9 protein-coding genes are annotated in these 13774 nt (G+C 32.9%); 8 read left to right on the top strand and 1 reads right to left on the bottom strand.

The genetic code is table 11. The features are described 5' to 3' along the window. Positions 1–4 precede the first annotated feature (4 nt). A complete protein-coding gene (gene gldJ / locus G5V56_RS14225; protein ID WP_206285908.1) occupies positions 5–1699 on the bottom strand; it encodes a gliding motility lipoprotein GldJ in 1695 nt (564 codons plus the stop codon). A 263-nt stretch (positions 1700–1962) separates the two neighbouring features. On the opposite strand from gldJ, the gene porU reads away from it, so the two are divergent. The 8 genes from porU (at position 1963) to G5V56_RS14185 (ending at position 13774) form a co-directional block, all read left to right on the top strand. Next, positions 1963–5847: a type IX secretion system sortase PorU gene (porU, locus tag G5V56_RS14220; protein ID WP_166966195.1), complete on the top strand. Its 3885-nt coding sequence runs from the start codon at positions 1963–1965 to the stop codon at positions 5845–5847. 33 nt (positions 5848–5880) lie between these two features. After that, complete coding sequence (gene porV / locus G5V56_RS14215; RefSeq protein WP_166966193.1) at positions 5881–7134, top strand: type IX secretion system outer membrane channel protein PorV; 1254 nt, start codon at positions 5881–5883, stop codon at positions 7132–7134. Between the two features lie 183 nt (positions 7135–7317). After that, entirely contained in the window at positions 7318–7800 is a 483-nt protein-coding gene (gene cdd / locus G5V56_RS14210; RefSeq protein WP_166966191.1) for a cytidine deaminase, read from the top strand. A gap of 209 nt (positions 7801–8009) precedes the next feature. Next, positions 8010–9008, top strand: a complete 999-nt coding sequence (gene pdhA, locus G5V56_RS14205; protein ID WP_166966189.1) for a pyruvate dehydrogenase (acetyl-transferring) E1 component subunit alpha — start codon at positions 8010–8012, stop codon at positions 9006–9008. Positions 9009–9011: 3 nt separating this feature from the next. Next, positions 9012–10637, top strand: a complete 1626-nt coding sequence (locus G5V56_RS14200; RefSeq protein WP_166966187.1) for a pyruvate dehydrogenase complex dihydrolipoamide acetyltransferase — start codon at positions 9012–9014, stop codon at positions 10635–10637. A 304-nt stretch (positions 10638–10941) separates the two neighbouring features. After that, positions 10942–11226 carry a hypothetical protein gene (locus G5V56_RS14195; RefSeq protein WP_166966185.1) on the top strand — a complete coding sequence of 95 codons (285 nt, stop codon included), beginning with the start codon at positions 10942–10944 and terminating at the stop codon, positions 11224–11226. 383 nt (positions 11227–11609) lie between these two features. Next, positions 11610–12431, top strand: a complete 822-nt coding sequence (locus G5V56_RS14190; protein WP_240911326.1) for a hypothetical protein — start codon at positions 11610–11612, stop codon at positions 12429–12431. Further along, the gene (locus tag G5V56_RS14185; RefSeq protein WP_166966183.1) at positions 12431–13774 is read left to right on the top strand and encodes an NAD(P)-binding domain-containing protein; all 1344 of its coding nucleotides are present in this window, start codon (positions 12431–12433) and stop codon (positions 13772–13774) included. The genes G5V56_RS14190 and G5V56_RS14185 overlap by 1 nt, the downstream gene beginning before the upstream one ends.

Genomic DNA, 13774 nt, shown 5'->3' with positions numbered 1-13774 from the left:
TATTTTAACTCTTTGTTTTGTTTTTTTCTTTTGATTTTGAACCTACTCTTGACATAGCACATCTAAAACCAATGTAATCTGTTGCCATATCTTGAGGGAAATAACGTCTTTGAGCTGGATCTAACCAATATTCTCTGTCTTTCCAAGAACCACCTTTATAAACTCGTACTTTGTCATTAATTAAAGATGTTCTGTTGTTGTTTTGATCGTACTCTCTAATAAGTTGTCCAGTAGAATCTCTTGAAACCATATTTCGTGGTGAATTATACATGTCTTTAGTAGTTGAACCTTGCTTATTGCCAGATTCATCATCGTTAAAACTTGTATCAAACTTACGAGATGAACGTCTGTCACCATCTCTAAAGTTTATTTCATCACTTTTATCAAAATTGGTTCTTAAATAAGTTTCGTTTTCATCAACTGGTACTTGCATTATCTCACCAGGTAAGTTTCTAGCAATTAATTTTCCGTTAGATAATGTGTCATAAACGATATCTTCTGCTGTGACAATTTTTACACTACCATCATCATTAATTGCATTTTTTGTGTACACATTTCCGCGATAGTAATTAAAATCATTAAACTCATCATCAATAATAGGTCTATATACGTCAGCTACCCATTCCGAAACGTTTCCAGCCATATCATACAGTCCAAAATCATTTGGCGCATAAGATTTTACTTTGTTTGTTATATCAGCACCATCATCAGACCAACCTGCAATTCCGCCATAATCACCTTTACCTTGCTTAAAGTTAGCTAATTGATCACCACGATTTTTTCGTTTTCCAGATCGTGTATATTGTCCTTCCCATGGGTATTTTTTACGGCCACGATATAAGTTGTAACTACGTATTTCGCTCATGCCTAAAGCAGCATATTCCCATTCTGTTTCAGTTGGTAGTCTGTACTTTGGAGAAATAATACCGGTTTCTCTGGTTGCATAAATATTAGTTTCGTTGCCATCTGCATCAACCTGAACGTTTCTTTTGTTACGACCATCACCATTAATAATCTCTTCATTACCTCCATAAGTTAATGTTGGAGCATTAATGTATGTATCTGTACTAAACGTTGATTCAGCATTTACATCTGTTATTCTGGCATCTCTTTTTAAATACCCCGCTTTTTCTAAATAAAGTTCGTTAACACGGTCTGATCTCCAGTTAGAGAATTCAACAGCTTGAATCCAACTTACACCAACTACTGGATATTCCGCATAACCAGGGTGACGTAAATAGTTTTCAGTCATTACTTCATTAAAGCCTAAACGATTTCTCCAAACTAATGTATCTGGTAACGCACCATTATAGATAGCTCTGAAATTTTCGTCTGTTGGCGGGTATACACGTTTTATCCAGTCTAGGTATTCGGTATACATCATATTTGTAACCTCAGTTTCATCCATATAGAATGACTGAACGTGTTGCTGATTTGGCGTGTTATTCCAATCGTGCATTACATCATCTTGAACTCGTCCTTTTGTAAAAGTTCCTCCTTCAATAAAAACTAATCCAGGAGATGTTTCTTGTTCTTGAAAGTTGGTGTTATATTGAAAACCACCCTCTTTGCTGTTAATTTGCCATCCTGTAGCTCTAGAACTATTCTTTGAACTTGTTGATTTTTTACAACTAATTGTGGCTAAAGATAACGTCAGGACTATTAAAGTCTTGAATGCTAATACTCTTTTCATATCCATATGTTTAAGTAAGCTAATATGTTTTGGTGGTGCAATATAAGAATTAAACCCAATACTGCAAGCGATTTTTCACATTTTCATCAAAAAAAAGTGTATTTCACCCTATTTTTTTAACATTACAACGATGATTTTGCTGTTTTTCGCTGTTCTTTTGTGGTATAATAACGCTTATTTTGGAGAAATATTATTGTATTTTTGAATCAGTTTTCAAATTTGTTATTTTATTTAATAATATGAATAAATTTATAACGTTTATCTAGTCAATGAAAGAGAGATTTTTACTTTTTACCTTTTTTATATCGTTTTTTGTCTTTTCACAACAAAAAAGATATGATATTGTTTGGGAAGCTTCTCAAACCATATCAACAGGAAATTATTCAATGAAGATTCCTGCGTTTAATAAAGATAATTTAAGTTATAATTTGGATCAAGGCTTGCTATTTGTTGCTCAATGGGAGGAAAATAGTTATATAGATGAAACAAATGTAGTTTTAAGTGATATAACGTATTCTAATATTTCGGTTAGTGAGCTACAGGATTTAGATTTAAAAACAATTCCAAATAAATTAACTTATAGTTTAAAAAATTCTAAGGCTAGAAATAAACAATTCGCTTTTTTTCAATTATCTCCTATTATTAAGGATGTAAATAGCGGTTATAAAAAAGTGATAGGGTTTACTATAAATTATAAAACAGCTGCTTTTAGCAACAAATTATCTTCAAGTAAAGCCAGTAATTCAACAAGTGGGATTACAAATTCAGTATTAAATTCAGGAGAATGGTATCGTTTTTATGTTGATACAACAGGTGTTTTTAAACTTTCAAAAAGCTTTTTAAAGCAATTAGGCGTTAATGTTGATAAGGTTAATCCAAGAAATATTAAGCTTTTTGGTAATGGGGGGGATATGATACCTTATTCCAATAGCATCTCTTATCCGTTGGATATTCAAGAAAATGCCATAGAATTTATTGGTGAAGAAGACGGTGTTTTTAATAATGATGATTATATATTGTTTTATGCCAAAGGTCCGAAAGGCTATCAAGCAGACAGTAATACAAACATTAATTGTTATACAGATAAAACCTATTATTATATTAATGTAAGTTCTGGGCCTGGTAAACGTATTCAGTCATTTGTTCAGCCAACAGGTCCTGTTGATATGACTATAAATACATATCAAGATTATAAGTTTCACGAACGTGATGACTATAATATAGCTTCATTGGGCAGGCGCTGGTTTGGAGATCGATTTGATATTGAAAATAACAAAACATTCACATTTGATTTTCCTGGTATCATTACAAATGAACCTATAAATCTTAAGGTTTACACCGCTGTAGCATCTTCTAGCCAAAGTTCTATGAGTGTTAGTGTAAACGGGAATAATGTAACAACATTATCAATAGCAGCGGCCTCTGCACCCATTGTCGCAAATGGTGCATCATATATTGGGAACGTAACTGTAGGATCTCCAACTATTACGGTGAATCTTAATTTTGATAATTCTGGCAATCCTAGTGCGCTAGCGTATTTAGATTATATTTCTATTGAAGCGACTAGAGCCTTAAATTTTTTGGGAGAGCAATTTCAGTTTAAAAATAATAATGTTGCTTTAACCTCTGGTATTGGTCAATATACTATTACTAATGCAACAGGAGTGTCTGAAGTTTGGGATGTCACCGATATTTATAATGTCTCAAATGCTTTAAATTCTGAAGGGCAAGCTAATTTTAGTTTTACAGCACCGCTAGGAACCTTAAGGAATTATGTGGCTGTAACATCGTCAGATTATTTTGAGCCTCAAAAAGATTCTAATACCTCCGTGGCTAATCAAAATATAAAAGGAACTATTTTTTTAAATAGTCAAGGACAATTTCAAGATGTAGATTATATTATTGTTGCTCCAAATGCGATGTTAAGCGAAGCAGAACGTTTGGCACAAATTGATAGAAATCAATACAACCTAAATGTAAAAGTAGTTGGGTTAAATCAAATTTACAACGAATTTAGTACAGGTAATCAAGATGTAGGCGCTATTCGGAATCTAATTAAATATGTTTATGATAACGCCAGCACACCTGAAAACAGAGTAAAATATGTTTGTTTGTTTGGTGATGGCTCCTTTGATTATAAAGATAGAATTCAAAATAATACCAATATAATGCCTTCATGGTATGCCTATAACAGCTTTAGTTTAACAAATTCTTTTGTGTCTGATGATTTTTACGGAATGATGGATACCAATGAAGGAACCATGGCTAATAGTGACAAATTGGATATTGCTGTTGGTAGAATATTAGCCGATACGCCACAACGAGCCAAAGAACTAGTTGATAAAATAGAATCCTACTATAACAAAGAATCTTATGGTAGTTGGAGGAATAATTTTGTCGTTGTTTCAGATGATGTGGATCAAGATTGGGAGGGCATTTTAGAACAAACGACCGATAATGTTGGTAATTTGGTTACCCAGAATAAACCGTTTATGAATGTTGTAAAAATTCATTCAGATGCATACAAACAAGAATCCTCTGCAGGAGGGAATACCTATCCTCAAGTTACCGAAGCTATGATAAATGCCATTGATAACGGAACTTTGGTTATTAATTACTTTGGCCATGGTGGTGAAGATGGTTTGGCAAGTGAACGAATCTTAACAAAGCCAAACATAGAAGATCTTAGAAACTCTTACAAGCTTAATTGCTTTGTTACAGTAACTTGCGAATTCACCAGATTTGATAATCCTTTGAGAGAAACTGCTGGAGAGTTTGCCTACTGGAATAAACAAGCAGGAGCTATTGGTTTGATAACCACAACGAGACAGATTTTTGTTACCACAGGAATTTCCTTTAATAATGCGTTGGGACAATATCTATTTTCATATAATACTAATGGCGCCTATCAAGATGGTGAGTATCCTTCAATGGCTGAAGCGTTGAGGTTAACAAAAATTGATCCTGCAATTTCAGGAATCAGTCAAAGGCGTTTAGTATTTTTTATTGGAGACCCAGCCATGAAATTAGCATTTCCTAAACCTAATATCAGATTAACACAATTAAATGATGTGCCTATTGGTCAAGCTACAGATACTCTAAAAGCCTTAAGCCATATTAAGTTAGCAGGAGAAGTAACAGATGTTAATGGCAACCTTTTAAGTAATTACAACGGTAAGCTTTCAACAACTATTTACGATAAGCAAATAGACAGACAAACTTTGGCTAATGATGGAACAAGGTTAAATGGTCAACTTATAAAACTAGATTTCACAACACTTGGAGAGATTATATTTAGAGGGCAAGCATCAGTTAAAAATGGAGCTTTTGAATTTGATTTCGTGGTTCCTAAAGATATTGGTATTCCAGTTGGATTTGGAAAAGTAAGTTTTTATGCTAAAGACGACCAAGTTCTTGAAGATCAAACAGGTTACAATATTAATGCTGTTAAAATAGGAGGCGTTAATGAAAATGCTGAAACTGATGATATTGGTCCGGTCATTTCTTTGTATATGAATGATGAAAACTTTGTTTCTGGTGGAATAACCAATGAATCTCCAACATTAATAGTAAAGCTTGAAGATACTAACGGAATTAATACAGCTAGCGGTATAGGGCATGATATTGTTGCTATTATTGATGGTGATGAAACTAATCCTTATATATTGAATGATTACTATCAAACAGAATTGGACAATTATCAAAAGGGAGTCGTTAGTTTCCCTTTTAGGGATTTATCGCCCGGGCTTCATACATTAACCCTAAAAGCATGGGATGTTTATAATAACTCATCAACAGCCGAAATTCAATTTATTGTATATGATAAAGATCAGGAGTTGGTTATAAATAATGTATTAAACTATCCAAATCCCTTTGTTAATTATACAGAATTTTGGTTTAATCACAATAGTTCAGCCCCTTTAGACGTTTCAATACAAATATTCACGGTCTCAGGAAAATTAGTTAGAACCTTAAATGGTCAAACTAGTGCGGGAGCAACTATAACAAGTTCGCTTTCAAGAGATATTGTCTGGGATGGAAGAGATGATTTTGGAGATAAAATAGGAAAAGGAGTATATATTTATAAGTTGACAGTGTATTCTAAGTTACTAAACAAAAAAGTAGAGAAAATTGAAAAGCTTGTAATACTTTAAAATAATTTATATTTGTTAAACTAAATAGACTAGATGAAGACCACGTTATTATCTATATCAATCTTTTTTTTGATTGTGAAAGTAAACGCTCAAACAACAATAATCCCTAATTCTAATGATAGTAGAGTTATTACAACAGGAATTCCTTTTTTGTTAATTTCTTCCGATGCGCGAGCGGCAGGTATGGCCGATATGGGAGTTGCTACTTCTGTTGATGCTTTTTCTCAGCAGTGGAATTCTTCTAAATATGCTTTTTCTGAGGCTAAATCTGGAATAGGTGTGAGTTATACGCCTTATTTGAGCAAATTAGTAAATGATATTTTTTTAGGAAGCTTTACGTATTTTAATCGATTAGATGAGAAGAGTGCTTTTGGGACCAGTTTAAGGTATTTTTCGTTAGGTGAAATTGAATTTGTTGATAATGAAACAGACACACCGAGAATACAAAAACCAAGTGAACTTTCTCTTGATATATCCTATGCGTTACGTTTATCAGATCAATTTGCTATGTCTGTTGCCATGCGTTATTTACGTTCCGATTTACGAATTCAAGGTCTGGGTGGAGATGTGTCACCTGCAAATACATTTGGTGTAGATATTTCTGGATATTATCAATCTGAAGAAGAGGCTTATACCGATTTTAATGGACGTTGGAGACTAGGATTTGCCATTCAAAATTTAGGTCCAAAATTTAAATACGATCAGGGAGGATTAGATAATTTCCAACCAACTAATTTAAGATTAGGAGCAGGGTTTGATTTTATTTTTGATAATTATAACAAAGTAGCTGTGACAGCAGAAGTTGCTAAGTTATTAGTGCCAACGCCTCCAATTTATGGAAATGAATATAATTATACGGATAATAATTCAAATGGTACTTATGATGAAGGAGTTGATGACTTGGTTGGCTATCCAAATAGTCCAGTTAATGATGAGCCTATAATTATTAAAGGTAAAGACCCAAATGTGGACTTTTTATCTGGTGTTTTTCAATCTTTTGGTGATGCGCCAGGCGGTTTTAGCGAAGAGTTAAAAGAATTCACATGGGCTTTAAGTGCAGAATATACTTATGAAGATTCATTTGCTTTTAGAGCAGGATATTTCAATGAGAGTGAAGAAAAAGGGGCTAGAAAATTTTTGTCTTTAGGAGCAGGATTTAAATATAATGTTGTCAATATAGATTTATCATATTTATTTTCTGCCTCTAAAATACAGAGCCCTTTAGAAAATACGTTACGATTTTCACTAACCTTTAATATTGGAGCTGGAGAGTATAACGAATATTAATTAACTATTAAACGTTAAATAAAAACTATTGCTCTCATGGAGGCAATAGTTTTTTTGTCTAAAATTGTTTCTTAACTTTATAGGTTAGAATAGGAAATAAAATACATGCGAAAAAATTTTAAAAAACAGCTAGAATGTTTCTCAAGAGCATTTCATCTGACCTATAAAAACACAAATTAACAGATGAAAGAAGTAAAAATTGAATCGACACTTTATCTTTATGATACTCTCGATGAATTACCAAAGGATGTTGTTTTATTAATGAATAAGGCTATTGAAGCTAGAGAACGTGCGTATGCTCCCTACTCAAACTTTTATGTAGGAGCCGCTTTACTTTTAGATAATAACAAAATTATTACTGGTAATAATCAAGAAAACGCATCATATCCATCAGGGTTGTGTGCGGAGCGTACTGCAATATTTTATGCTGGATCTAAATATCCCAATGCTAAAGTGATAAGAATGGCTATTTCAGCAGGTTCTAAAAATAACCAAACAACAAGCCCTATTCCACCTTGCGGTTCATGCAGACAAGCTATTGCAGAATATGAAATAAAACAAGAGACCCCTATTGAGATTTATTTTATGGGTGAAGTAGGTAAAATTGCAAAATCAAATTCTTTAGCAAATTTATTACCCTTAGTATTTGATAAAAAAGTTCTCTAGTTTTATAAGAAATCTAATAAATTTTGATAGAAGCAGCCTCTTAATTTTTTTGATATGACATTATTTTTGATCAAAATTATTAAAAATTCAATGTTGAAGGTCTACACCTTTTTTTTAAATATTTTTTAGACTTTAATTAATTAAGACTTTTTCAATAGGAGACAAAGTATTACTTTTGTACTCTTTATAAGTAAAACATAAAATAGTCAATGCAAAAAATCACTAAAAATACATATCTTAAATGGTATGAGGACATGCTGTTCTGGAGAAAATTTGAGGACAAGTTGGCAGCTGTATATATCCAACAAAAGGTAAGAGGGTTTCTTCATTTATACAATGGTCAAGAGGCTGTATTAGCTGGTGCTTTACACGCTATGGATTTGACTAAAGACAAGATGATAACCGCTTATAGAAATCATGTACAACCAATAGGAATGGGTGTAGATCCTAAACGTATTATGGCTGAACTATATGGAAAGGCAACAGGTACCTCTCAAGGTTTAGGTGGCTCTATGCATATATTTTCTAAAGAACACCGCTTTTTTGGTGGTCATGGTATTGTAGGAGGACAAATTCCGTTGGGTGCTGGTATGGCATTTGGAGATAAATACCATGGTAGCGATGCTGTTACTTTATGTTGTTTTGGAGATGGCGCTGCTCGTCAGGGTTCTTTGCATGAAACGTTTAATTTAGCAATGTTATGGAATCTACCTGTTGTATTTGTTTGCGAAAACAATGGATATGCTATGGGTACTTCTGTTGCTAGAACGGCAAATCATACTGATATATGGAAATTAGGAAAAGGATATGAAATGCCTTGCGGACCAGTTGATGGTATGAATCCTGTAAAAGTTGCTGAAGCTTTTGATGAAGCCATCCAAAGAGCACGTCGTGGAGAAGGGCCAACATTTTTAGAGTTAAAAACATATCGTTACAGAGGGCATTCAATGAGTGATGCGCAGCATTATAGAACTAAAGATGAGGTTGAAGAGTACAAGAAAATTGACCCTATTACTCAAGTAAAGGATGTGATATTAGAAAAGAAATATGCGACTGAAGATGATTTAAAAGTTATTGACAAACGCGTTAAGAGTTTAGTTGCAGAATGCGAAAAATTTGCAGAAGAATCACCATTCCCAGACAAAAGCGTCATGTACGATGTGGTTTATGAGCAAGAAGATTACCCATTTATAAAACATAAATTATAAACTATGGCTATAGTAGTAAATATGCCGCGTTTAAGCGACACCATGGAAGAAGGAACTGTTGCCACTTGGTTAAAGAAAGTTGGTGATAAGGTTGAAGAAGGAGATATATTAGCAGAAATTGAAACCGATAAAGCTACCATGGAGTTTGAATCTTTTAACGAAGGAACCTTACTTCATATTGGAGTTCAAGAAGGAGAGACAACCAAAGTAGATGAACTTTTAGCAATTATTGGAGAGGAAGGTGAAGATATTTCAGATTTAGTTAACGGATCATCTTCTACTGAAACAAAAAAAGAAGAATCAAAAGAAGTTGCTCAAGAACCTACAGAATCTAAAGAAAAAACAACTGCGGATGTTGATTTACCTGAAGGTGTTATTGTTGTAACAATGCCGCGTTTGAGTGACACTATGGAAGAGGGAACTGTTGCTAAATGGCTTAAAAAAGTTGGTGATGAGGTTTCTGAAGGTGATATTTTAGCAGAAATAGAAACCGATAAGGCAACTATGGAGTTTGAATCGTTCCAATCTGGTACCTTACTACAAATAGGATTAAAGGAAGGTGAATCTGCAAAAGTAGATTCTCTATTAGCTATTATTGGTCCTGCAGGAACAGATGTTTCAGGAGTTGCTGCTAATTTTAATAAATCTGTAGATAAAATAGAAGAAGCTCCTAAGAAAGCTGAAGCTCCAAAAGCAGAAACACCAAAAGTTTCTGATACTCCAAAGCAGGAGACTCCTAAAGCATCAAAACCTGTTGCTTCGGTATCTTCAAACGGACGATTATTTGCATCTCCTTTAGCTAAAAAAATAGCAGAGGAGAAGGGTATTGATTTATCACAGGTTCAAGGATCTGGAGATAACGGACGTATTGTAAAGTCCGATGTTGAGAATTTTGTGCCAGCCGCTTCTTCAGCTGCATCTGTTGGTAAATTTGTACCAATGGGTCAAGAAGATTTTGAGGATATAACAAACTCACAAATGCGTAAAGCCATAGCAAAAGCATTAACAAATTCTAAATTTTCTGCCCCTCACTATTATTTAAGTGTGGAGTTTGATATGGATAATGCTATAGCGTTTCGTGCTCAGTTTAATACCATTCCAGATACCAAAATATCTTATAATGATATGATTGTTAAAGCATGTGCTTTAGCATTAAAACAGCACCCACAAGTAAATTCACAATGGTTTCCAGATAAAATGCGCTTAAATCACCACGTGCATATTGGTGTGGCAGTTGCCGTTCCAGATGGATTGGTTGTGCCTGTTGTTAAGTTTGCAAATGAGCAAAGTTTACCACAAATTGGTGCTGCTGTTAAGGATTTAGCTGGTAAAGCAAGAAATAAAAAATTAACGCCAGCTGATATGGAAGGTAGTACATTTACCGTTTCGAATTTAGGAATGTTTGGTATAGATACTTTTACATCAATCATTAATCAACCTAATTCAGCAATTCTTTCTGTTGGAAATATTGTTGAAAAACCGGTGGTTAAAAATGGTCAGATTGTAGTTGGTAATACTATGAAATTATCGTTAGCTTGCGATCATAGAACAGTAGATGGAGCAACTGGGGCCCAATTTCTTCAAACATTAAAAGGATATATTGAAAATCCTGTAACTATGTTAGTGTAAAATGAAATTTTGAGGTTATCACGATTTTAGTACTTAATAAATTTTTTAAAAACTGTTTCATAATAATAAATGAAGCAGTTTTTTTATGTAATAGTTTAAACCTCTACGGTATTAAAAACTAAGCCGTTATACTTTTATTTTGATTTTGACTACTTTTTTTTGTGCTTTAACTATTAATTTTTAATCAAAGAATCTATTTTATTAATTTTGAATACAGATTTATATATTCTTAAAAAAAATCAAGTTTTTTTGAGAAAAATTAAATTTTAAATATTTTAATTAATTAATTTCATCCCTCACCCTCATGGAAAATGGTTATGTCATTTTAGGAATTGTAGCATTACTCTTCATATGTATGTATGGTTATGCATATGCGTCTGTCGTTTTAGAAAAAATTCAAGAAAAAAAGTTAAAAAAAATTGAACTTAAAAAAGAACAATTATTACTTGAAGAAAAAATTCTAAAACAAAAAAGTAGAGAAGAGAAAATCGGACAATTAAACAAGCGTAGTCAAGAAATTAAGCTTGAATTAGAAAGATTGGAGCAAAAAAAGCAAGAAAGAGAAATGAAAAATCTCAAAATAAGTTAGAGAGATTTCTTGTGAATTACTTTACCAGGCTAAGGCAATAAATTTAAATTTTGTTAGTGGTAAATTAGCGCTTTAAATCTTATAACTTATAGAATAGAGTTGCACTTTTTTTTTGGAATTTCACGATGCATGTAAGGTTATAATTATATAATATTTTACGAATATTTTTTAGTTTTAAAAAAATATGAACCCGTACTAATTTTTAGTATGGGTTTTTTTTATTGGAAATTATTTAGTTAATTGCTTGACGAACAATGGTGTAAAAGTATTTTATGGTAGGGTTTTTTTAGGGTTAATTGTATTACATAAAGCATATAAACTCTTGAAAAATCCAAACACAGATATATTGTCGTACATAAGTTAACCCAAATTAAAACTAACCATTGAATAAACAGATACATAGTGCTTATATAGCCTTAATGGTATTAATTATTTTAGTTGTTACTGCCTACCTTAGTTATATAGGCTACACATATTATAATACCCCTTTAGAAGAACGCTTTTATCATCCAGAACACAAGTGGTTTAAACCCAGCGGAGTCTATGGTCATGGCTTAGGTATTGTAGGAACACTTCTTATCCTTTTTGGCGTAACAATCTACATAGCCAGAAAGCGATATAATTTTTTATCAAAAATAATTCGTTTAAAATATTTATTAGAGTTTCATATTTTTTTATGCACTTTGGGCCCTATCATGATTTTATTTCATACGGCTTTTAAATTTGGAGGGATTGTGTCTATTGCATTTTGGAGCATGGTAGCGGTTGTTTTAAGTGGTGTGGTAGGACGGTTTATTTATATTCAAATACCAAGAACACTTGAAGGAAGAGAACTAACTCTTAACGAAGTAAAAGGTTTAAAAACCGATTTGGCCACAACGATACAGGATGAGATTGAAGTGGATGACCAAACCAAACAAGTTATTCTCAATATTTCAAATGCAGAAAAACCATCTTCCAAGGATGTTAGAAAACTTAAAAGAGAACTTAAAAGGAAAAATTTCCCAAAAGAGGATAGGCATTACATTTTAAAATTGGTAAAGGATGATATGTCTTTATCCAAAAAGATAGATAGACTATTACTCATGCAAAAGCTTTTTAAATACTGGCATGTAGCACACTTACCGTTTGCATTAATTATGCTTGTAATTGTGGTCATTCATGTTGGAGTTACGTTGGCTTTTGGTTATAAATGGATATTCTAATGGAAGATGAAGTATTTTTAGAACAAGTTATTGTGTATGGTATAGTCTTCTTACTATGTGCCATTGTGATTTTTTTCTATACACGGAAAAAACGAGTTAAGTCTGAAGATGTTGAAAAAAAAGTTCACATAGCCAAAGAAGAAGGCTTGTTTGAACCTGTGTCTTTATATCCTCACATCGATTTAAAATCCTGTATAGGAAGCGCAGCATGTGTAGCAGATTGTCCTGAAAAGGATATTTTAGGAATTGTTGATGGCGTTGCTACAGTTATAAATACAGCTAATTGTATTGGTCATGGGGCATGTTTTCATGCCTGTCCAGTTGAAGCTATTTCTCTTAGAATAGGAACAGAAACAAGAGGTGTCGACTTACCTCATGTTAATCAAAATTTTGAAACTAACACAAAGGGAATTTATATAGCAGGTGAACTTGGAGGCATGGGACTTATAAAAAATAGTGTTGAGCAAGGTCAGCAAGCCATAGATAGTATTGTTAAAAGTAAGAAACCATCAAAACCTAATGTTATTGACGTACTTATTGTTGGAGCAGGGCCAGCAGGAATTTCGGCAACGCTCGCTGCTAAAAAACATGGATTAACCAGTGTTACTCTAGAACAAGATTCGCTTGGAGGAACTGTTTATACCTTTCCTAGATCAAAAATTGTCATGACCGCACCAATGGATTTGCCTCTTTATGGTAAAGCCAAGTTATACGATACTTCAAAAGATGAATTATTACAACTGTGGAAAAAAGTTATAACAGAGCATGATATAAAAATAACAGAAAACACAAAGGTCGAGCAAATTATTCCTATTGAAAATGATACGTTTAAAGTTATAACTTTAATGGGGGACGAATATATTTGTAATCATATATTATTAGCTATAGGTAGACGCGGAACCCCAAGAAAACTTAATGTACCTGGAGAAGAATCAACCAAAGTGGCTTATAGACTTTTAGAACCAGAAAGAATAAAAAATAAAAAAGTTTTAGTAGTTGGAGGTGGGGATTCTGCTATTGAAACTGTTCTATTATTAAAGGATGAAAATGAAGCTATTTTATCCTATAGAAAAGACAAGTTTTCAAGGTTAAAACCGAAAAATAAAGAAAAAATAGAACAAGCTATTAATGATAAAAGCGTTAAGGTTATTTATAACTCAAATCTTGTGTCCATTCATGACGATCATGTCATGATTACGATAAATGAAAATGATCAACCAGAAAAGTTAGATAATGATTTGGTGTACATTTTTGCAGGTGGAGAATTACCAACAGGATTTTTACAAAAGTCTGGTGTTAATATTACCAAGCGTTTTGGTTACGTTATGAAAAGGCACGATTAG

This window comes from Yeosuana marina (genome assembly GCF_011762485.1).
Classification (GTDB): domain Bacteria; phylum Bacteroidota; class Bacteroidia; order Flavobacteriales; family Flavobacteriaceae; genus Yeosuana; species Yeosuana marina.
The sequence above is the reverse complement of the archived record's forward strand: the minus strand, read 5'-3'. Positions and strand labels throughout refer to the sequence as shown.